The organism is uncultured Eubacterium sp. (assembly GCF_934561735.1).
Taxonomy (GTDB): Bacteria; Bacillota; Clostridia; order Oscillospirales; family Acutalibacteraceae; genus Eubacterium_R.
On the sequence record NZ_CAKTGT010000001.1, the window covers coordinates 171,596 to 193,561 of the forward strand.

At 44.4% G+C, this 21,966-nt stretch carries 13 protein-coding genes; 7 read left to right on the top strand and 6 right to left on the bottom strand.

Annotated features, from left to right (window positions below; genetic code table 11):
- Nucleotides 1-12: 12 nt before the first annotated feature.
- Both Q0E08_RS00800 and Q0E08_RS00805 read right to left on the bottom strand, forming a co-directional pair.
- Complete coding sequence (locus Q0E08_RS00800) at nucleotides 13-6,564, bottom strand: Ig-like domain-containing protein (RefSeq protein ID WP_294775093.1); 6,552 nt, start codon at nucleotides 6,562-6,564, stop codon at nucleotides 13-15.
- A 265-nt stretch (nucleotides 6,565-6,829) separates the two neighbouring features.
- The gene (locus tag Q0E08_RS00805; protein WP_294775096.1) at nucleotides 6,830-7,993 is read right to left on the bottom strand and encodes a PAS domain-containing protein; all 1,164 of its coding nucleotides are present in this window, start codon (nucleotides 7,991-7,993) and stop codon (nucleotides 6,830-6,832) included.
- 225 nt (nucleotides 7,994-8,218) lie between these two features.
- On the opposite strand from Q0E08_RS00805, the gene Q0E08_RS00810 reads away from it, so the two are divergent.
- The 3 genes from Q0E08_RS00810 to Q0E08_RS00820 are packed head-to-tail and all read left to right on the top strand — an operon-like array spanning nucleotide 8,219 to nucleotide 12,637.
- Entirely contained in the window at nucleotides 8,219-11,974 is a 3,756-nt protein-coding gene (locus Q0E08_RS00810) for a phosphoribosylformylglycinamidine synthase (RefSeq protein ID WP_294775098.1), read from the top strand.
- Between the two features lie 14 nt (nucleotides 11,975-11,988).
- On the top strand, nucleotides 11,989-12,285 hold the full coding sequence (locus Q0E08_RS00815; RefSeq protein ID WP_294775099.1) for a metal-sensing transcriptional repressor: 297 nt from the start codon (nucleotides 11,989-11,991) through the stop codon (nucleotides 12,283-12,285).
- Between the two features lie 10 nt (nucleotides 12,286-12,295).
- On the top strand, nucleotides 12,296-12,637 hold the full coding sequence (locus Q0E08_RS00820) for a hypothetical protein (RefSeq protein ID WP_294775101.1): 342 nt from the start codon (nucleotides 12,296-12,298) through the stop codon (nucleotides 12,635-12,637).
- A 98-nt stretch (nucleotides 12,638-12,735) separates the two neighbouring features.
- Here the strand turns inward: Q0E08_RS00820 and Q0E08_RS00825 are convergent, their stop codons facing one another.
- The gene (locus Q0E08_RS00825; RefSeq protein ID WP_294775104.1) at nucleotides 12,736-13,464 is read right to left on the bottom strand and encodes a RimK family alpha-L-glutamate ligase; all 729 of its coding nucleotides are present in this window, start codon (nucleotides 13,462-13,464) and stop codon (nucleotides 12,736-12,738) included.
- 2 nt (nucleotides 13,465-13,466) lie between these two features.
- Nucleotides 13,467-14,282 (bottom strand): RimK family alpha-L-glutamate ligase, encoded by an 816-nt coding sequence (locus tag Q0E08_RS00830; protein ID WP_294775108.1) that lies wholly within the window; start codon nucleotides 14,280-14,282, stop codon nucleotides 13,467-13,469.
- Between the two features lie 134 nt (nucleotides 14,283-14,416).
- Between Q0E08_RS00830 and Q0E08_RS00835 the strand changes: the two genes are divergently transcribed.
- Both Q0E08_RS00835 and Q0E08_RS00840 read left to right on the top strand, forming a co-directional pair.
- Nucleotides 14,417-15,592 (top strand): phosphoribosylaminoimidazolecarboxamide formyltransferase, encoded by a 1,176-nt coding sequence (locus Q0E08_RS00835; protein WP_294775111.1) that lies wholly within the window; start codon nucleotides 14,417-14,419, stop codon nucleotides 15,590-15,592.
- A 138-nt stretch (nucleotides 15,593-15,730) separates the two neighbouring features.
- On the top strand, nucleotides 15,731-17,005 hold the full coding sequence (locus Q0E08_RS00840; RefSeq protein ID WP_294775114.1) for an adenylosuccinate synthase: 1,275 nt from the start codon (nucleotides 15,731-15,733) through the stop codon (nucleotides 17,003-17,005).
- Nucleotides 17,006-17,088: 83 nt separating this feature from the next.
- On the opposite strand, the gene Q0E08_RS00845 is transcribed toward Q0E08_RS00840, so the two are convergent.
- Nucleotides 17,089-17,424 carry a DUF86 domain-containing protein gene (locus tag Q0E08_RS00845; RefSeq protein WP_294775116.1) on the bottom strand — a complete coding sequence of 112 codons (336 nt, stop codon included), beginning with the start codon at nucleotides 17,422-17,424 and terminating at the stop codon, nucleotides 17,089-17,091.
- On the bottom strand, nucleotides 17,421-17,708 hold the full coding sequence (locus Q0E08_RS00850) for a nucleotidyltransferase family protein (protein WP_078768651.1): 288 nt from the start codon (nucleotides 17,706-17,708) through the stop codon (nucleotides 17,421-17,423). Before Q0E08_RS00850 ends, Q0E08_RS00845 begins: the two co-directional genes overlap by 4 nt.
- A 128-nt stretch (nucleotides 17,709-17,836) precedes the next feature.
- Here Q0E08_RS00850 and Q0E08_RS00855 point away from each other — a divergent pair, with 128 nt between their 5' ends.
- Both Q0E08_RS00855 and Q0E08_RS00860 read left to right on the top strand, forming a co-directional pair.
- A complete protein-coding gene (locus Q0E08_RS00855; RefSeq protein ID WP_294775120.1) occupies nucleotides 17,837-19,426 on the top strand; it encodes a ClC family H(+)/Cl(-) exchange transporter in 1,590 nt (529 codons plus the stop codon).
- A 17-nt stretch (nucleotides 19,427-19,443) separates the two neighbouring features.
- A complete protein-coding gene (locus Q0E08_RS00860; RefSeq protein ID WP_294775123.1) occupies nucleotides 19,444-21,864 on the top strand; it encodes a glycoside hydrolase family 3 protein in 2,421 nt (806 codons plus the stop codon).
- Nucleotides 21,865-21,966 lie beyond the last annotated feature (102 nt).

Here is a 21,966-nt window from a genome sequence, read left to right on the forward strand (position 1 = left end):
TATATATACCTCTTATCTTTGGATTGTAACCGGAATCTTTACTGTAACCGTTGAACCGTCAACATTTGTTATGGTGCAACTGATGTTTGTTGTATTAACTTGCTTTGCTCTGCCGACCGTTGTAAGGTCTACATTACCTTCATTGTCAACGGTGATGTATTCCGAATTTGTTGACTTCCATTCAACGCTTACAGGGTCTGCAACTCCAACCTCGTCGGTCTTGTATTCAAGCTTAAAGGATGCAAAATCTCTGTAACCGATCTTGTAGCCCGACTTGTTAACGGAAGTAACCTGTTCTCCGTTAAGCGTCATATAAATTGATGTGATGTAAACAAGCTTGTCAACAAGAGTAATGTTGTAGGTATAAGTTGTTTCTCTGTCGTAATTGTCAACAACTCTTGCACTTACAGTAACGGTTGCATTGTCGCCCGTCTTTGTAAGAGTAATGCTCTTGTCGCCGATAACCGAGGTTACATTGTTTTCGTTATCTGTTGCAAGTTCAAGAGTCTTATACATATTGCCTGCAACGGCAACATCAATGTTGAGCACGCCGTTTACGGTTTCAAATGTCATACCGTTTGTAACGGTCTTGTCGTTTGCTGTCATTGTTACAACAGGAAGCACAAACTTGTGCTCTTCAAGAACGGTTAATGTTTCCTGAAGTTTTGTGCAAGCGGCGTCAATCTCTGCCTGTGAAGCGTCCGGATTGTTATAAACAACCTTTGCTGCTTCCAAATCCGTCTTGAGCTGTTCGCCGTATTCATACTCGTAATCCTGATAGTTAAGCTCGCTTGCCTGAGCAATAGCTTCTTCAAGAGCCGAAGTATCCCAAGTTGTTTGAACCTGAAGTTCGCCCACATAACCGCCGTCAACGGTTGTAACCTTAATTGTTGTCTTACCCTGAGTCTTAAACAATACAAGTCCGCTTGCATTAACTGTTGCAATACTTTCATTCATTGATTGATAAATGCAATCCGTTACCGAAGCACTGATTTGTTCAACCTTTGAATCGCTTGCCAAAACAACCGGCACTTGCTTTTGCTTGTTTGGAGCACCGTAAAGAAGTTCTGTACCAAACGATACGCCCGTTACCGCATATCTTACAAACGAAACATAAACGCTGTCGGTATAGCTGTCGCCGTATGCGGTTGTAACCGTTGCGGTAATCTTTGCCACAGCAGGAAGAGCCGTTGAATTTGTAACTGTGCCTTCATCATTTACTGTAATTGCGGAATTTGATGAACTCCACTTGATTGATGAATACATACCTTTTTCAGGGAATGTTTTGCTTGCAAGCTGAACGGTTGCACCGTTGAGAGCGGTGCTCTTGTATCTGATAAATCCTGCGTTAGGCTCACTTACATCAGCCTGAGTATCAACGAGAGATACCTTAATTCCCGTTGCCGGAATGTAGCCCGAAAGATTGCCGTAAGCTTCGTTAAGCTTCTTCAATGCGGCATTAACTTCTCTTTGGCTTGCCTTGCCGTCATTAACAATTGCCTTGCAAATTTCTACCTGTCTTGACAATTCGTTAAGTGATTCTTCGGTATATTGGTCGGTATCCTTTGCACCGCCAATAAGTTCTTCGTACTCTGTTACCTTTGCGGCAAGTTGGCTGAAATCGGTTTGAACGGTTACGCTTACTTTTTGAGTAAAGCCACCGTCAAGAGTTTTAGCAGTGATTGTGCAAGAACCTGCATCAACAGGGGTTACAATACCGTCTGCCGAAACTGTGGCTACTTCCTCATTGTCGGAAGTAAAGTAAACCTTTTTTGTATATCCGTCTGCCGAACCCGTTGTAGAATAATTGAGCTGAGACGGCTTGGATGTACCGAGAAGTTCAAGTGTTTGCGGAGTTACGGTAAGGCCCGTACATACGCTGTCTGCCATTACAACCCAAATTTCACGCTCGGCTGTTTTGCCGTAGTAATCGGTGAATATTGCCTTAACTCTTGCCCATGCGGTTGAATTGTGACCGCTCGGAGTGAGAGTAATTTTACCAACCGATGTGCTTGATTGAATTTCGGATGATTCTATAATCTCCCAGCTGATGTTCTTGTACATCGCATTTTGCGGATAAGCCGAAGCGGAAAGAATTACATCATTATAATCATTATAGTTTGAATAACTGTTTGAGAGGTTAACGGATACAGCATTGTTTGTGCCCACCGTTTCGTCTTTAACAACTTCCGTCGGAACATTTGTAAGACTGCGTTTTTGAGTGCCGTAGTTTACATTGATTGCTTCAACCGGAACATTCGGATGCTCGGCAAGATTTTGACCTGCGTATTCAAGTGCAGAAGCGGCATCGTCAATCTCCTTTTGAGATTTTGATTTGTCGTTAAGAACTTCAATTGCTTTTTCGTACGCCTGCTTGAAGTTCATACCGTATCTATATTCATACTGAGTATAATCGGTATCCTGATACTTCTCAATAGCGGCTTTAAGTGCGGTTCTGTCGCCCTCCGATGAAACCTTACATTCGGAGCTTACACCGCCGTCATAAGATACGCAACGAACAACGGTTGAGCCTGCACCCACAAAGTGAACCGTGCCGTCTTGGTCAACGGTTGCAACATTTTCGTCATCCGACTCCCAATAATAATCCTTAATGTCTGCCGCACCGATATGGGTAAGCGACGAACCGGTTGGAAGAACGGTTGCCGTAAGTTTTTCTTCTGTGCCGATTGCACCTGTAATGCTGTCCTTTGAAAGCTGAATAGCCGTTACAGGATAGTAGGAGAACGATACCCAAACGGTATCTTCAAATTCCTTACCGAACGAGTCGGTAACAACACACTTGATTTGACCGTAGCAAGCCTTGTTTGATGTAGGCGAGCATACACCGTCGGACGAAACGGAAATCAATTCGGTTGATGATGACCACTCTGCCTTTTGATATGTTGCGTTGTTAGGGTACAAACGAACATCAAGGTCGAGTTTTGCATTCTTATAGCTCAATCCTTCTTTAAGAAGTTTGAGGTCGTATTGATAAAACTCGGAGGTTTGCTCACCGTTGAGGTAAAGCTCAACCTTTTGAATGTCTACATACTTTTTAAGGTTGTTATACGCAGTTTCAAGTTTAACATACTGTGCGTCAACTTCTTCCTGAGTGTAACCCTTCTTTTCAACCATATTTTCCGCCTCTGTTTTAGCGGTGATATACGGCTCCCAAGTTTCAGGATAGTAGCTTACTTCCTTGAGCGACAAATCGTCATATTGCTTGCAAAGAAGTGCAAGTTGGTCATAGTTTGTTGTTACGGTAACCTTACATTCTGTGGTGTAACCGCCGTCCGAAGTTGTGGCTGTGATTATTGCACTGCCGCCGTAAACGAATGTAAGAACGCCGTTTTCGTCAACCGTACAAACCTTTTCATTTGACGACTGCCATTTAACTTCGCCTACCGAAGCGGTGGAGTTGCCCAATACATTCTTAGGAAGAACGGTTGCTTTGAGCTGTTTTGTTTCACCGATTTTAGCCTCGGTGATTTCGTTTGTGTCAAGTTCAACGCCCGTTGCTTTTGTTTTTGCAAAGGCGATGTGAATAATATCTATTACCTTGTTGCCGTTGTAGTCTGTTACCGAGCAGGTAATGTCGGCTGCACAAGGATTGTTTGATGTAGGACGGCAAACACCGTTTTCATCAACAGATACCGAGCTGTTTGACGAAGTCCATACCGCTCTTGAGAACATCGCACCCTTAGGGTTTACTTTGTAATCAAGGTCGTAGCTGTAATTCTTGTAGTTCTTTGTACTGCCTACCGAAACGGTGAGGTACTTGCTTGCAAGTGCAGAACCGCCCGTGCCCTTGATTTCAAGAGAAGTAACCGCTACAAATCCGCCCACCTTTGTAAATGCGGCAAGAAGATTTGCGGCTGTTGTGTCAACAACATTTTGAGATGCCATATCCTCCTCGTACAAAACAATGTACGCAAGGTCAAGCTTCTTTGAATAATCCTTATAATATGCCTGATTGAACTTTGTTTTGAGAACTATGGTTCTGTCGCAAAGGTCAACAAGTTCTTTAAGGTTTTGTTTGTCAGGTTTAACGGTTACTGTTTTTGTATCTACAAACGCACCGTCGGCAGATACACAGTAAAGCGTCGCCGTGCCGACATCGTGAGCGGTGAGAACAGCGTCCGAATTGCTGTTGCCCTTGTTTTCAACGGTGAAAATTTCTTCGTCCGATGAATACCAGTTTGCATCGTAGCAGGCATATGCGTCGCTTTCCCACGAACCGTCAAAGGTCATTGTGTGAGTAGCCTCACCCGTTTTGCCGTTGATGAGTTCTATTGAGTCCTCATTAATCTTGTTGGCGGTTGCGTAGTTTCTTGTAACGCAAACCGTGATGACATTCGATTTAATCTCTCCGTCGGATGAAACGGCATAAACATCAAATTTTTGAGTTTGCTCGTGACCGGCTTTAAGAGTTATTTCGTTTGTATGAGTATCCTCCGAAAGGCTTTGATCGAAATTGCCGTTGCTGACAACCCATTTAAGCTTTTGGTCGGTTGCGTTTTCGGGATAAACACTTGCCGAAATGCTTGTGCCCTTGCCGTTGTACATATTGCCGACGCCGATTTTTTCGGTGCAATAGAAGTATTCTTTACCGTTTATCGTAACAGTTTCGTTTCTTCCGAGAGAACCGCCTGCACCGATTGCCTTTGTTACATCAATCTTAATGCCTTCAACCGGAATACCTGTTTCAACTTCTTTGGTTGCAATGTACGAGCTGATTTCGTAAAAACTGCCATCGGAAATAAGATAACCCGTTTTTGCTTCAAGGGCGATTTTGCATTTGCCGCCGTTGAGCGGAGTGAAGTGACCCTTGCTGTCAATTTGACCTACGCCGTCAGGGTCAACCGCAACATTGTCGCCGTCTGCCCAAATATATGTTGGGTTTCCGTCCTCATCTTCCGGACCTACAATACCCCACTTGATGTAGAGGTTGTCGCTTTCGGCAACACGCTTTGGATAAATGGTATAGGTAAAATCTTCGCTTTCCTCTATTCCGACAATATCCTTGCCCTTGATGTCAACTTTTGAAAGGTATTTACCTGTTTTACCCGTTACGGTAACGGTCATTGTACGCTTTACATCATTTGTTGTTGATGTTGCCGTGATTGTAACCGTTTGTGAAGAAAGCGAGCCGAGCGAACCGCCTGCGTCAAGACCGGTAATGATACCAGTTGTCGGGTCGATACAAGCAACGCTTGGGTCGGAAGAAGTCCAAACAATGTCCGAAACATCGCCGACAGACGGAACAACATTTGTAGGAGTAAGCTGGATTTGCTGACCCTCTTTAACGGAGTTAAGACCCTCAATGTCAAAACTTTCAATCGGTTTTGAATCAACTACGGTAAAATCGATTGTGTCATTGTAAGCAAACTGCAAGCAAAGGTTTGCAATAAGTTTTACCGCTGTTGCGGTGAGCTGAACAGGGTCTGCCGCATCGCCCACAATGTCTTTGATTGCAAAACAAGCATCAAGGATTGCGGCAAGCACCGTACGGTTGATGTCCAAACCTACATACTTAATGATAATATCGGCAATTTTGTCCGTATCGATGGTGCCGGTATTGTCAAGTTTGTAAAAATAATTAACAAGTTTGAGAATACCCTCGATAACATCCTCCGAATCGGGAGAAACCATAATGGTTGCCGTGCCCTTGTTTTTGAACGATACAAGACCGCTGTCCGTAACGGTTGCAACAACCTTGCCCTGGGTGAATATTGATGATGATTTTACTGAGTAAACCGTGCCGAAATGTAGTCTTTGCGGAGTGGTGATGGCATAAATCTGAACAGAACCGCCCGTTGCCACAGTGTCGGGAATTTGCGACTTGTTGGTGATATGGGTGCCGTTTGGCAAAAATGCCGCATACCATTCCTCGTTTTTCTTAACAACGATTTTGATAACATCGTCGGCAACCTGTTCGCCTTCTTTGTTATAAAGCACGCAGTGAACATTTGAATTTACCTTGTCAAGATATTCACGAAGCGAATCGATAAGTTCGCCCTTGTACGATTCGATTTGCTCGGCAATCCAAGAATTTGAGCCGAGTGTCTTTTCAAGAAGAGCAACAATTTCATCGGTGTCCATAGAATCAAGGTCAACATAATCGTTGAAAAATGCCTTTTCTATCAAAGCACCGAGAGGCTTGCCCAAAATAGGAATTGTCTTTACCTCATTGTCAATCCAAAGGTGGATAACCGCACCCTTAGACGAGTCGAAAGCCTTGACCTTACCTGTTTGGTCAACATCGGCAAGAGCCGGTGCCTCCGAATACCACTTTACATAGCCGTTATCCGGAAAGACGGAATCAATCAGTTTGTACTTAAACTGAACCTCTTCGCCCTCGGTCATATAAACGACAAACGGTGTTGTTCCGTCATCCTCATATGTAGGAACTATGGTGTCTGTGTCGCTGTAAAAAATCTGAAGATCGTAATAGCCCTCAACGCCGTCACCGGCAAATGCACTCATTGCAGGCAACATGGCTGTAAATGCCATAACGACTGCAAGCATTATGCTGATGGCTTTTTTTACAAAAGTCTTTTTCATAATTCTTCCTCCATTAAAAAATTACTCCGTAAGAATCTTATATAAGTATAAAAACTCTTAATATATATTATAAACCGATTGTATGAAACCGTCAATATTTACCATATCGGCAAAAATTACAAAGTTTTTTTGTATGGTTTGTGCAATAACACGGCAGCGATATTACTCGTTGTATATAAAATAAACCTCCCCTTGAAGCAAGGGGAGGCAGTAAGCGGTTAGTTTGTTTTATAGGCGTGTTTCAGGGGCTTTATCGACAGTCTGATTATGACTCGAAATACATATCCAAATTTTTTGATGTTATATCGCTGATCATACCGATAAGCGATTTTTCGCCGGAATCGAGTTCAACAATTTTTCGCCTGTCGATAACAATCAACTGCTTGCCGCTTTTTGTCCTGATTGCATAAGTTGCACGGAGAACTTTTTTATTGTTTTCAATATCTTTTTCGATAGAATGACGGGCAACATCCACCTCTCGAGGAACAATCAATTTCGTTAAATCACCGTCAAAATCCTCAAAAAGTTCCGCCCTTGTATATCCCAAAAGTTTTAGGAAATCGCTGCTTGCAACGGTAAGCCTGAACGGATCGTCAAACGGTGTTGAAAACATAGGACCGGGCACATTTTTAAGCACTTTAAGGAGCATTTCTTTTTGCTCCTCAACCTCTTTTTCAACCGCTTTAAGTTCGGTTATATCCGTAAGCATGGCGTGAAAAATCGGGCATTTGTCCTTTTTGTCATAACGCTGAATATCCGAATTTAACTTGACCCACTTATACTCATCTTTGTGAGTGATTATGCGAAGTTCCATATCAATCGGTTTTTTTGTTGCCATTGCTCCGCCGATTGCGGTGAGGGCACGGCTTTTGTCATCGGGATGAACAAGGTCACCGATTTTGTAGCTGTCCCTCGAAACGGTCTGCTTGGTTGTGCCGAAGAATTTGCAGCACGCCTCGTTGGCATAAAGCACTTCAAAACGCATATCGGAATTGACCTTGAACAGGCAAACGCCGCCCGTTACAAAATCAATAAGGTGGTTCATCGTTTTTGCTTTTTCACGAAGTTGCTTGCTCTTTTTTTCAGACTTGCCGACATCGGCAAAGGTGATTTGGCAAAGCGAATTTTCTTCATTATTCCTTGCGGTTGCGTGCACAAAATTATACTGAGAGGAATTATCTTTCAAATAAAGGTCAAAGTACACATAAGGCGAATCCTTTTTGCAAAGCTTCTTTACAACATCCTCACGGTCCTGCGGAACAAGAATGTCAAGAAGTGACAGTTTGCCCTGCTTAACCTTGGAATAATGTATGCCCACAAAGTCGCAAAAATGGCTGTCGGCATCCACAACCTCAAAATCTTTCTTTTTATCAACTGTGCACGAGAGGAATTCAACCTCAAATGCAAGTTCGTCGGTATTATCTAACATTATAAACAGATACACTCCGTTAAAATTCTCTAAAAAATTCATAGCTGTTAAACTATATTTTGATTATACCACACCTATGACAAAAAAGAAACAATGTTCACAATTTTTTAATTATAAATTATAAATTTGACATTAATTGGGACTATTTGCAAAAAACCGTTGTAATGCGGAATATTATATGTTAAAATATTTAATCATAAAAATTATAATTACAGGAGCAAGTTTATGAGCAAAGTTTATCGAGTATTCGCAGAGAAGAAAAAAGGTAACGACATTGAGGCTGTCCATATGCTGGAGGACCTCAAAAACAATGTCGGCATAACCGGACTTGAAGAGGTGCGTATCATCAACAGATACGACGCAGAGGGATTGCCGGAGGAAAGCTTCAAAGCAGCCGTTAAAGGTGTGTTCAGCGAAGCAAACCTTGACGATGTTTATTATGACGAAATGACATTTTCGCCTGAATGGAAAGTGTTTGCAACGGAGTATCTCCCGGGTCAGTACGACCAAAGAGCCGACAGTGCGGCACAGTGCATTCAGCTTCTTACGGTGGGCGAGCGTCCTACGGTTGCATCGGCAAAAATCATTGCGGTTAAGGGCGACATCACCGATGAAGAATTTGACAAAATCAAGGCATATGTAATCAACCCGGTTGAATCAAGACTTGCATCTATGGACAAGCCTGAAACGCTCGACATCAAGAGTGATGTTCCGGCTGATATTGTTCGCATAAACGGTTTTATCAATATGACCGATGAAGAAATTGCAAAATACCACGCATCAATGGGCTTTGCAATGAGCATTGCGGATTTGTGCTGGGTTCGTGACTATTTCAAGAATGACGAAAACCGTGAGCCGTCGCTTACGGAACTCAAGGTTATCGATACATATTGGTCCGACCACTGCCGTCACACCACATTTGCCACTCAGCTTGACGAAATCAAGATTGACGAGGGCAAATATTCAAAGGCTGTTGAAGAAGCTCTTAAACAATACTTTGCACTTCGCAAAGAAGTTTACGGCGACAGAAAAGACAAGATTGTTTGCCTTATGGATATGGCTTGCCTCGGCACAAAGGTGCTCAAAAAGAGAGGGGTTGTTACCAACCTTGACGAAAGCGAAGAAATCAACGCTTGCTCCATTAATGTTGATGTTGAAATAGACGGCAAAAAAGAGCCGTGGCTTGTTCAGTTTAAAAACGAAACACACAACCACCCAACCGAAATCGAACCTTTCGGCGGTGCGGCAACCTGCCTCGGCGGTGCAATCCGTGACCCGCTGTCGGGCAGAGCATATGTTTACCAGGCAATGAGAGTTACGGGTGCAGGCGACCCGACAACTCCGTTTGAAAAAACTCTTGACGCAAAACTTCCGCAGGCAAAAATCACCACGGGTGCGGCACAGGGTTATTCATCATACGGCAACCAAATCGGTCTTGCAACAGGTCAGGTAACAGAACTTTATGACGAGGGCTATGTTGCAAAGCGTATGGAAATCGGTGCGGTTATCGGCGCATCACCAAAAGAAAATGTTATCCGTGAAGTTCCGCAAAACGAGGATGTAATCATTCTCCTCGGCGGTCGCACAGGCCGTGACGGCTGCGGCGGTGCAACAGGTTCATCAAAGGCACACGACAGCTCATCTATCGAAACCTGCGGTGCGGAAGTTCAAAAGGGTAATCCGCCTACGGAAAGAAAAATTCAGCGTTTGTTCCGCAACAGCGAAGTTTCAAAGATGATTAAGCGTTGCAACGACTTCGGTGCAGGCGGTGTTTGCGTTGCCATCGGCGAACTTGCAGACGGCTTGCAGATTGACCTTGACGCTGTTCCGAAAAAATATGAAGGTCTTGACGGCACAGAACTTGCCATCTCCGAATCACAGGAGAGAATGGCAGTTGTTGTTGACAAGGCAGACGCAGAAAAATTCATTGCACTTTCAAACGAAGAAAACCTTGAAGCAACAATCGTTGCAAAGGTTACGGACAATAACAGACTTGAGATGACTTGGAGAGGCGACAAGATTGTTGACCTCAGCCGTGACTTCCTCAACACAAACGGTGTTGTTCAGCACGCAAATGCCGAAATCGCAGGTATTGACGACACATCATACCGTGACGAAATTCCGTCTGAACTTAAAGGAATGAGCAACGCAGAAGCTCTCAAAGCAAACCTTTCAAGACTTGAAGTTGCAAGCCAAAAGGGACTTGTTGAGAGATTTGACGCATCAATCGGTGCAAGCACCGTTCTTATGCCGTATGCCGGCAAATATCAGCTCACACCTGAAGAAGCAATGGTTGCAAAAATTCCGCTTCTCAAGGGCGAAACCGACACGGCAACGGTTATGTCTTACGGCTTTGTGCCAAAGATTTCACGCTGGTCACCGTTCCATTCGGCAGCATTTGCCGTTACGGAATCACTTGCAAAGCTTGCGGCGGTTGGTTGCAATCCGAAAGACGCAAGACTTACATTCCAGGAATATTTTGAAAAACTCGGCAACGAGCCAAAGCGTTGGGGCAAGCCGACAGCAGCACTTTTGGGTGCACTTTCGGCTCAAATCGGCTACAACACTCCGTCAATCGGCGGTAAGGACTCAATGAGCGGCAGCTTCAACGACCTTGATGTTCCGCCTACTCTTGTTTCGTTTGCAGTAGGTATTTCAAAAGCAAGCGAAACCGCTTCCGCACAGTTCAAACAAAACGGCTCAACCGTTAAACTCGTTAAACTTCCTGTTGACGAAGAAACAGGACTTCCTAAATATAAAGAGGCTCTCGACCTTATGATTGCCGTTGCCGACGGTATCAAAAACGGCACCGTTCTTGCGGCAGGCGTGGTAAAAGAGGGCGGCTCGGCAGCTACCGTATGCAAGATGGCATTCGGCAACAAAACAGGCGTTACATTTGCTCAAAACCTTGACAGCAAGGATTTGTTTGCACCGCTTCAGGGCAGTTTTGTGCTTGAACTTGCAGACGAAAACGCATTTGACGGCGTTGTTTTGGGTACTACAAACGACAACAGCGTGTTCATCATTGACGGCACGGTTTACACCTGCGATGACCTCATAGAGGCTTGGACAGGCAAACTCGAAAAGGTATTCCCTACCGATTCGGGCAAGCAGGCTAAGATGTACGAAGATGTGCCGCTTTACAAGGAGCGTTCTATCTTTGTTGCAAAGAACAAGGTTGCAAAGCCGAGAGTATTCATTCCTGCATTCCCGGGCACAAACTGTGAGGTTGACTCTGCCCGTGCATTTGAAAAAGCAGGTGCAGATGTTTCCGTTCTTGTTGTAAACAACCTTTCATCAGCCGCCATCAACGAAACAATCGACAAAATGGCAAAAGAAATCGAGCAGAGCCAAATCATTATGCTTCCGGGCGGTTTCTCGGGCGGTGACGAACCTGAAGGTTCGGGCAAATTTATCGCTACAACATTCCGCAATCCTAAAATCAGCGAGGCTGTTCAAAAGCTTCTCAACTGCCGTGACGGTTTGATGCTCGGCATCTGCAACGGCTTCCAGGCTCTTATCAAGCTCGGTCTTGTTCCGTACGGCGAAATCAAAACAATCAACGAAAACGACCCGACTCTTACATTCAACACAATCGGCAGACATATTTCTTCAATGGCGTACACAAGAGTTACAAGCGTTAAATCACCTTGGCTCTCGGGCGTTAACGCAGGCGATATGTTTGCAGTGCCTATCAGCCACGGCGAGGGCAGATTTGTTGCAAACGAAGATGTTATGAAGAAGCTCATTGAAAACGGTCAGGTTGCAACACAGTATGTAAACCTTGACGGCGAAGTTGTTGCCGATATGCCGTTTAACCCTAACGGCTCCGTTTGTGCGGTTGAGGGTATCACATCACCTGACGGCCGTGTACTCGGCAAGATGGGTCACTGCGAGCGTAAGGGCGACAATCTTTACAAAAATGTTCCGTTTGAAAAGGATATGCTTCTCTTTGAAAGCGGCGTAAAATACTTTAAGTAATCGGCAGGTACAATATGAGTGATTTGCAACACAAACATCACCATCATCATTCCGAAGAGCACAGGCGTGAGGTGTCAAACCGCCTTGCCCGTGCTATCGGTCATTTGCAAAAGGTTAAGCAAATGGTTGAAGATGACGAGGATTGCAGCGATGTGCTCATTCAGTTGGCGGCGGTTAAATCCGCCATCAACAACACCGGCAAGGTGATACTGAAAGACCATATGGAGCACTGCATTGTGCATGCGGTTGAGGACGGCGACACCGAAATGATTGACGAGCTCAACGCGGCAATAGACAAGTTTATGAAATAAAGGAGAAACTATGCCTACTTTAGCTTTAAGTCCAATGCTTATTTTGGAGATTATAATTGCATTTTCGTTTATAATGACATCAATATTTATGTTCAAACCAAAGGGCAACGAAACCGTGCACATCATATTCTTTTGGCTTGCGGTTGCACTCAATGTGCTTGTAACATTCATCAGTGCCACCTCACTGCCCGACAACTATATGCGTGAGGTTATCATCGCCTGGTGCGGACTGATAATTTCCGCCGTCGGCATAGTTATCCGCATTGCCAAGGGCAAAACGAGTGCCGTTGCAAACATTTTTGTAATGCTCTCCACAGTCTACGGCGTGCTGGGATACTTTTTGTTAGCATAAAAATATAAATCAATCGTAGGGGCGACCTTTGGTCGCCTTATTTTTATATAACAAAAACAAAGAGGCGAACACAGTTCGCCCCTACGAAATTGTTAATTTTATATATTCTTTATTATATACTTTATATACCTATCTATAATGTCAATATCGGTGAGGTCATAGACCATTCGTGCGCCGACGGTATCCTCCAACTCATTAAAGACGGCTTTGCCGTGATTGAACACAAAATCAATGCCGTAATAATGAGCACCGAGCGGAGATACCAAATCAATGATTTTTTGCACCTCTGCCGTTTCTTCGGCTGAAAGATTATAAAGTTCCGCCCTGCCGCCGAGGCAATAATTTGAACGAAAATCGGTATCGGACACACGCAAAATCGAAGCAACGATTTCTCCGCCGAGCACCCACACACGCACATCTTTGCCAAGGTCGGACGCCGGCATTTGGCACACCTGATTTTCATCGTATTCCTCCGCACTGCGGCACATAACAACACCGTTGCCGCCGTGGGAATTCTTCGGCTTTTTCACAAAAGGCGGAATTGAATACCTTGTGGGCATAATCTCTATGCCACGCTTTTGCATAAAATCATAACAAAGCTGTTTATCGTTTGCAAGACGGCAAAACTCCGCACCGTTAAAAACTTTTGCACCTGTTTTGCCGTAATATTCCGCAACCGCAAAGTCGTTGCTTCGGTTGATGACAACATCAGCCTGCACCCTCGCCGTCGGGTCAACAAGCTCCGCCCCAAGCTGTTCCTTAAATTTTTTCACCACAAAGGAATTGCGTGCGGCTTCCTCGGGCGAATAAACCAAAATCGTTTTCATATCTACTTAATTTTCTCTGATATTTCGTCAAAAATCAACGGTGCAACATCCACACCCGTTGTGTTCATAATGTTGATAATGTGGGCGTTTGAATTAACTTCGCACACCGCACCGTTTGGCAAAATGTCAACTCCGCCGAAAGTCAAACCGAGTTCTTTGCACACAGCCACGGCTGTCTGTTTTTCGTATTCTGTCGGAGTATACTCGCTTGCAGTACCGCCGTTTGTGATGTTTGAGCGAAAGTCATTGTCGTTATGCCTTTTCATTGCGGCAACCACCCTGTCGCCCACAACCTCAAGCCTTACATCCGAATTGTCACACTCAACATATTCCTGCAAAAGAAACGGCTTGCCGTTGATACAATTCATCACCTCATCAACCGTTTGGCACAAATGCACCTGCTCGCCGAACGAACCGCAACGCTCCTTAAAAACAACGGGAAGTTCCAAATTTTCCACCGCCGTATTCACAAATCGTGAATAATCCACGGCAAAAAACGAAAGCGGTGCAATAATCGTTTTTGGCTGGCTGAATTTGTTTTCAAGAGCAAAATAAGTTTTTGCCTTGTCATCGCAAAGTTCAATTGAGCGTGACGAATTAAAAACGGGAACGCCCTTGTTCTCAAACGATTTTGCAAGCATTGTGTCCTTGTCCCAAAACAGAACAAAATCGGGTTTTTCATCCGAAAAAAGTGCGTTTTCATTGGTAACAATATCCAAATCTACGCCTTTGTTTTTAGCTGAAACCAACAAATGATTGTGCAGTTCGTTGTACTTTCCACCGTGCAAATAGTGATTAACTACCAAAAAGCCGTGCATTGCCCCGCTCCTTTTCTACATATTACTGCAAATATTGTAGCATTCTCACTTGCAAACTGCAACAAAATATTGTACAATAATTACCTATGGTATTTTTATTATAGACTAAATATCTGATTTTACGGGGTGTATCAATGACAGAATATAAGTTAAAATACGGTTGTAATCCAAATCAAAACCCGGCAAGAATCCATATGGACGGCAAAGAGCTTCCGTTTACCGTTCTCAACGGTGCGGCAGGCTATATCAATTTGCTTGACGCCTTTAATTCATGGCAGCTTGTCAAAGAATTAAAAGAGGCAACAGGACTTCCGAGTGCCGCAAGCTTTAAGCATGTTTCGCCGGCAGGTGCGGCTGTTGCTCAACCGCTTGACGAAGCAGACAGAAAGGTTTGTATGGTTCCCGACGGTCTTGAGCTTTCTCCGATTGCACAGGCTTATGTAAGAGCAAGAAGCACGGACAGACAGTCATCATTCGGCGATTTTGTTGCTCTTTCGGACGAGTGTGACGAATCGATTGCACAGTTCCTTATGAAAGAAGTATCCGACGGTATCATTGCTCCGTCATACAGCGACAAGGCACTTGAACTCCTCAAATCAAAGCGCAGAGGCAACTTCCTCATCATCCAAATGGACCCTGATTATGTTCCCGAAGAGATGGAAACAAAGCAGGTTTTCGGCATTAAGTTTGAGCAAAAACGCAACAATGCAAAAATCACTATGGATTTGTTTGACGATATGCCGACAAAGGTTAAGGAAATTCCCGAAATTGCAAAAATCGATTTGCTTATTTCAATGATTACACTCAAATATACACAGTCAAACTCCGTTGTTTACGCACAGGGCGGTCAAACCCTCGGCGTCGGTGCAGGCCAACAGAGCAGAATTCTCTGCACAAGAATGGCAGGCTCAAAGGCGGATATGCTTTGGCTCAGAAGAAACGAAAAAGTGCTCAATCTTCCGTTTGTTGACGGCATAAGAAAATGCGATGCCGACAACGCAATTGACCTCTACATCTCTGATGATTACGAGGAACTCCTCAAAGACGGCGTATGGCAGAGATACTTTACCGTTAAGCCTGAACCGTTTACGGCAGAAGAAAAAGCCGCATGGCACGAAAAGATGGACAATGTTGCTCTCGGCTCTGATGCATTTTTCCCGTTTGAGGACAATATCGAGCGTGCCGTTAAGTCGGGCGTTAAGTACATCGCACAGCCGGGCGGTTCGGTAAGAGATGAAAATGTTATTGAATGTTGCGACAAGTACGGCATTGCAATGGCAATGACAGGAATTCGTTTGTTCCATCACTAAAATATTTTGCGGGAGGATGATATCCTCCCCTACAAATCAAAACATATATGTATGGCGAACCGGGTTCGCCTAATAACCACGATCCAAACCGTAGGGGCGAACTGTGTTCGCCTAATATAAATTCTAAGGAGAATAAAAATGGTACGAGCAATAGTAGGCGCCAACTGGGGCGACGAAGGCAAGGGTAAAATCACGGATATGTTCGCTGAAAAGAGCGACATCGTTATTCGCTTTCAGGGCGGTGCAAACGCAGGTCACACCATCATCAACGAACACGGCAGATTTGCACTTCACTTGATGCCGTCGGGTGTGTGCTACAATCACACAACCTGCATCATCGGCAACGGTGTTGCACTTGACATCAACAAGTTTATCAACGAGCTTGAAGATGTTAAAAAGGCAGGGCTTAATCCAAAGCTTCTTGTAAGCGACAGAGCACAAATCCTTATGCCATATCACATTTTACTTGACACATACGAGGAAGAAAGACTCGGCAAAAACGCATTCGGTTCAACAAAGAGCGGTATTGCACCTTTCTTCTCGGACAAATATTCAAAAATCGGTATTCAGGTTAACGAGCTTTTTGATGACGAAACTCTCAAGGCAAAGCTCAAGAACATCTGCACGCTCAAAAACCTCACTCTTGAGCATGTTTACCACAAGCCGCTTCTCAGCGAAGAAGAACTTTACAACACCTGCGTAGAGTACAGAGAAAAGATTGCACCTTATGTTTGCGACACTCACAAGTACATTGCACAGGCACTCAAAGACGGCAAAAACATTTTGCTTGAAGGTCAGCTCGGCACTCTTAAAGACCCTGATTTCGGCATTTATCCTATGGTTACATCTTCATCAACACTTGCAGGCTACGGCTGTGTAGGTGCCGGAATTCCGCCTCACGAGGTTAAGGACATTGTTGTTGTAACAAAGGCTTATTCTTCTGCTGTAGGTGCAGGCGAATTTGTATCCGAAATTTTCGGCGACGAGGCTCAGGAACTCCGTATCCACGGCGGCGACAAGGGCGAATTCGGTGCAACAACAGGCAGACCGAGAAGAGTAGGTTGGTTTGACTGCGTTGCTTCTCGCTACGGCATTGAATGTCAGGGTGCAACACAGGTTGTTATGACCGCTCTCGACTGCCTCTCATATCTTGAAGAAATCAAGGTTTGCGTTGGCTACGACATTGACGGCGAAGTAACAAAAGACTTCCCGACAACATCTGTGCTCAAAAAGGCAAAGCCGGTGTTCAAAACCCTTAAAGGCTGGCACTGCGACATCAGGGGCATCAAGGAATTTGACAAGCTCCCTAAGGAAGCACAGGACTATGTTCTCTTTGTTGAAAACGAACTCGGCCACAAGATTAATATGGTATCAAACGGCCCTGAAAGAGAAGCAATCATCTACAGAGATTAAAAATTTAATATTTCGTAGGGGCGAACTGTGTTCGCCTCTTTTTTATAATAAAAACCCTATCCGAACGGAAAGGGTTTTTATTGCTATATTAATTTTTTGACATCGTTCACAAATTCTTCCATCTCGTTAAAAATCACATCAACGATAATGCTCCAATTTATGCCCTCATAATCGTGAACAAGGCGGTGACGCAAACCCGACACAACGCTCCAAATAATTTGAGGATGTTGTTTTTTTGTTTCTTCACTGATTTTGTACACTTGCTCGCCTATATTGTAAAGAGGTGTTGTAACCGCCCATTGCGAAAACTCATCATCAAGCAATTGCTCTTTGGTGATTGAATGTTCGTCAATCTGTCTTTTCAACGCTTCCCAAGTGGAAACAATTTTTTTAATTCTTTCTGTGTCAGACTTTTTCATGCAATCTTGATTCCTTCTTTAATAACATTGTCATAAAACGGTGTAGATTTGTCTATCTCGCAAATTTCAAATGCGTCAACATCCTTGCCCGTAAGTTGTCGCAAATCCTCGGCAAAGGCAAAAATATTATATTTTTTAAATCCGTCACCGCCAAAAACAACAACATCAACATCCGAATTTTCGGTTTCTTCGCCCCTTGCATATGAGCCGAAAAGGAGCGCATATTCCGCATTATATTTTACAAGCAGTTGTCTGATTTGATTTTCTATTTCTGTTTTTGTCATAAAATCGCTCCTTTCTTTTTCTAATATTATTATACACAAACACCAAAGCTAAATCAACACAATTTCTGTCAGCGGATATTTCCATTTTCTTGTTGAAAAGTGCAAAGGTAATATATATAATAGTAAGTATGAGAGAACAAAAGAAGTTAAACACAATCAGGAAAATTAAATCAAAAAACAGCGAAGCCTTCTTTCTTGTTATAAGAGGGCTTGAAGTAGGCTTGTTTGCCGGACTTGTTGCCGTGCTGTACAGATATATGCTGTCCGTTGCGGAGGACGGACTCAACAAAGTTTTAACATTTATCCACGGCAGTTGGTGGAAAATCGCAATATGGTTTGGCATTTTGTGGCTTATCGGCACATTTGTTTGCTACATCATCAAGTGGGAGCCGGCTTCGGGCGGTTCGGGCATTCCGCAGGTTACGGGCGAAGTTAAAGGCAGAATGTCGCCGTCGTGGTGGAAGGTGCTTGTTGCAAAACTCATCGGCGGTACAGCCTCGGTATTTGCGGGACTTTCGCTCGGCAGAGAGGGTCCGAGTGTTCAGCTTGGCGGTATGGCGGCAAAGGGCATTGCAAAAATCACAAAAGCAGACAAAACCACCGAGCTCCGTATGATTTCGTGCGGTGCAGGTGCAGGTATGGCGGCGGCATTTAACGCTCCGCTTGCCGGAATTATGTTTGTGCTTGAAGAAATACATCACTCGTTTGACAAAAACATTCTTTGCATGGGCATTGTGGCAACCGTTGTTGCCGACTATGTGTCAAAGCTGTTTTTCGGTCAAAGCACAATTTTCAGCTACGACACGGTTAATTTTCCGCTGAAATACTACTGGATTTTGATTTTACTGGGCATAATTATCGGTCTTTCAGGCGTAGGATATACCAAAATTATGCTCAAATTGCAAGACTCCTTTAAGGCGATAAAAAAAGTTCCCAACACCGTCAAGCTTCCGCTTGTTTTCGTTTTCAGCGGAGTTGTGGGACTTGTCTGCCCGCAGGTGCTTTGCGGCGGTCACTCAATGGTTGAGTTTTTGATGAATGAAAAGCCGGGATTCGGCGTTATGTTCGGACTGTTGGTTGCAAAATTTTTGTTTGGTGCAATCTGTTTTGCGTGCGGTGCACCGGGCGGAACGCTTTATCCTCTGTGTATTTTGGGTACATATCTCGGTGCGGCTTTCGGCTCAATAGCACTTCAAATCACAGGACTTCCGGACGGACTTTGGCAGGAATTTGCCGTTATCGGCATGGCAGGATTTTTCTCTGCAACCATCAAAAGCCCGATTACAGGCGTTGTTTTGGTGTTTGAACTTACGGGTAATATGAACAACATTTTGCCGCTTGTAACGGTTGCACTGATAAGCTATGCGGTGTCTAACCTTTTGGGCAGCGAACCGGTATATGAAGCACTCCTTGCAAGGATTTCCGCACCGACAAGCGAGGAACAGGGCGGCGAAATTTCAAAAAGAGAAAAAATCATCAAATCATTTGTTATCCCGACGGGAAGCGACCTTACCGACAAAAAAATCAAAGACATTGATTGGGGCAGGCACGCTCTTATCATCACGGTTGAACGAGGCGAGGACAGCATAACCCCTAACGGAGATGTTGTGCTGAAAGCCGGGGACGAAATAGTATTTTTGGTGTCGCAAAGGCGACTTGCAAAAACAAGCGAACATCTTGAAGAACTGTTTGAAGACCGGTACAAACCGTCAACATAAGCACAAGGAGATGCACTATGACTTTTAAGGACAAATTCAACGACAAAATCGGAAAAATCGTTACAAAATTCACATCTGTTTCGCAAGACGAAAACGGAAATGCCGATGTTGAAAAAACAATCACCGACGGTATGCCGAAACTTGCCCGTCAGGCGGCGGCAGAAGGTGCTGTTTTGTTGAAAAACGACAATGTTTTGCCGCTTAAAGAGGGTACAACCGTGTCACTTTTCGGCAGAACATACAAAGATTACTTTTTTGTAGGCTACGGAAGCGGCGGTGATGTCATCAGACCGTACAACATTGACATTGCCGAGGGCATAGAAAACTGCGACAAGCTGAACCTTAATTATACGCTCCACAACATCTATACGGAATGGCGTGAAAAAAATCCCGTATCGCACGGTTACTGGGCACATTGGCCGCTGAGATATTGGGAAATGCCGCTCAGCGATGAAACAGTTAAAAACGCCTGTGCAAACAGCGATGTTGCGGTGGTTACAATCGGCCGTTCATCGGGCGAGGACAGAGATTGCGACCTTGAAAACGGCAGTTATTTTCTTCACGATGAAGAAATCGAAATGCTCGACCTTGTAACATCTTATTTTGAAAAAGTTGTTGTTCTGCTCAATGTGGGCAACATCATTGATATGAGCTGGGTTAAGCACTACGGCGACAAAATCGGTGCGGTAATGTATGTTTGGCAAGGCGGAATGGAAAGCGGCAATGCCGTTGCCGACCTGCTTTGCGGCAATGTTAACCCAAGCGGAAAACTCACCGACACCATTGCAAGAAACTACTATGATTATCCGTCATCGGCACAATTCGGCAACAAAAAAGCAAACGAATACACCGAGGATATTTTTGTAGGTTACAGATATTTTGAGAGCTTTGCCAAGGAAAAGGTGCTTTATCCTTTCGGCTTCGGCTTGAGCTACACAACCTTTGACATCAAGTGCGACAAAGCAAAAGCAAACGGCAACGGCTTTGATTTTGAATTTACCGTTACAAACACGGGCGACTTTGCCGGCAAAGAAACCGTTCAGCTTTACCTCAACAAGCCTTGCGGAAAGCTCGGTAACCCGAAAAGAGAGCTTGTCGGCTTTGCAAAAACCGAACTCATCGAGCCAAACGGCAGTCAAAAAGTGACTATGAGCGTTGATATGTATCAGCTGACATCATACGACGACTGCGGCTCAACAAACAACGCAAGTTCGTATGTAACCCAAAAAGGCGAATACGATTTTTATGCCGGAAACAGTGTCAGGTCTGCCGAAAAAGTGTTTACATATTATCAGGAAAACACCGAGGTTTGGGAACAGTTGAAGCAAGTTTGTGCACCTAAAACGAACTTTCTTGTTTGGCGTGCGGAAGAAAAGCACGGCAATTACTTCCTAAGCACAAAAACGGTTGCAAAGGAAAAATACGACCTTGCAACAAGAATACTCAACAATCTCCCTGCCGACATTGAGCAAACGGGCGACAAAGGAATTAAACTCCAAGATGTAAAAGACGGCAAGGCAACACTTGACGAATTTGTGGCACAGCTTGACAATGTTGAACTTGAAGCAATCACAAGAGGCGACTACAAAATGAACTCGCCGCTCGGTGCAAAAGGCAACGCCGGCGCATACGGCGGTGTGCTTGAAAGTCTGCGTGAAAAAGGCATTAAGCCGATTATCACAACAGATGGCCCGTCGGGAATAAGAATTTTATCGTGCTGCTCACTTTTGCCTATCGGCACGCTTCTTGCCTGCACATTTGATACAAAACTTGTTGAAAAGCTGTATTCAATCATTGCAAAAGAAATGAAAGAAAAGGGCAGCGATGTGCTCCTTGCTCCGGGTATGAATATCCACAGAAATCCGCTTTGCGGCAGAAACTTTGAATATTTCTCCGAAGACCCGTATGTAAGCGGCAAAATGGGTGCGGCTTGCGTAAGGGGTATTCAGTCGCTCGGCGGTTCTGCGTGTCCAAAGCACTTTGCGTGCAACAATCAGGAACTTGCTCGCACCACAAACGATTCACAAGTCAGCGAGCGTGCACTGCGTGAAATCTACCTCAAAGCGTTTGAAATCTGCATAAAAGAGGCTCACCCAAAAAATATTATGACTTCATACAACAAAATAAACGGTGTGTGGAGCCATTACAACTACGACACCTGCGTAACCGTTTTGCGTAACGAATGGGGTTACGAGGGCAATGTTATGACCGACTGGTGGATGCACCCGTCAAAGAGCATTGAATTCCCTAAAATGCGTGACCAGGCATACAGAGTGAGAAGCGGCGTAAATGTGCTTATGCCGGGCGGTGAAAGAGTTACAAACGGCAAGCCGGACGGAACATTGTTTGCCACCCTCGGCAAACCGTTTGGCATCACTGTCGGTGAGGTTCAACAAAGTGCAAAATGGGTACTCAAATCCGTTATGGAGATTGAATAACAGCGTATATTGTGTCGGGCGGATAATATCCGCCCCTACGGTAATCGTAGGGGAAGATACCATCTTCCCGCAAACAATTAAAATTTACCGTATTTTAGGTGC

Bases quoted from the DNA above. Each gene is read 5' to 3' on its own strand.
- Q0E08_RS00835 (WP_294775111.1), top strand. From the start codon at position 14,417: ATGACAGAATATAAGTTAAAATACGGTTGTAATCCAAATCAAAACCCG.
- Q0E08_RS00860 (WP_294775123.1), top strand. From the start codon at position 19,444: ATGACTTTTAAGGACAAATTCAACGACAAAATCGGAAAAATCGTTACA.
- Q0E08_RS00845 (WP_294775116.1), bottom strand. From the start codon at position 17,424: ATGAAAAAGTCTGACACAGAAAGAATTAAAAAAATTGTTTCCACTTGG.
- Q0E08_RS00805 (WP_294775096.1), bottom strand. From the start codon at position 7,993: ATGTTAGATAATACCGACGAACTTGCATTTGAGGTTGAATTCCTCTCG.
- Q0E08_RS00810 (WP_294775098.1), top strand. From the start codon at position 8,219: ATGAGCAAAGTTTATCGAGTATTCGCAGAGAAGAAAAAAGGTAACGAC.
- Q0E08_RS00850 (WP_078768651.1), bottom strand. From the start codon at position 17,708: ATGACAAAAACAGAAATAGAAAATCAAATCAGACAACTGCTTGTAAAA.
- Q0E08_RS00855 (WP_294775120.1), top strand. From the start codon at position 17,837: ATGAGAGAACAAAAGAAGTTAAACACAATCAGGAAAATTAAATCAAAA.
- Q0E08_RS00830 (WP_294775108.1), bottom strand. From the start codon at position 14,282: ATGCACGGCTTTTTGGTAGTTAATCACTATTTGCACGGTGGAAAGTAC.
- Q0E08_RS00825 (WP_294775104.1), bottom strand. From the start codon at position 13,464: ATGAAAACGATTTTGGTTTATTCGCCCGAGGAAGCCGCACGCAATTCC.
- Q0E08_RS00840 (WP_294775114.1), top strand. From the start codon at position 15,731: ATGGTACGAGCAATAGTAGGCGCCAACTGGGGCGACGAAGGCAAGGGT.
- Q0E08_RS00820 (WP_294775101.1), top strand. From the start codon at position 12,296: ATGCCTACTTTAGCTTTAAGTCCAATGCTTATTTTGGAGATTATAATT.
- Q0E08_RS00800 (WP_294775093.1), bottom strand. From the start codon at position 6,564: ATGAAAAAGACTTTTGTAAAAAAAGCCATCAGCATAATGCTTGCAGTC.
- Q0E08_RS00815 (WP_294775099.1), top strand. From the start codon at position 11,989: ATGAGTGATTTGCAACACAAACATCACCATCATCATTCCGAAGAGCAC.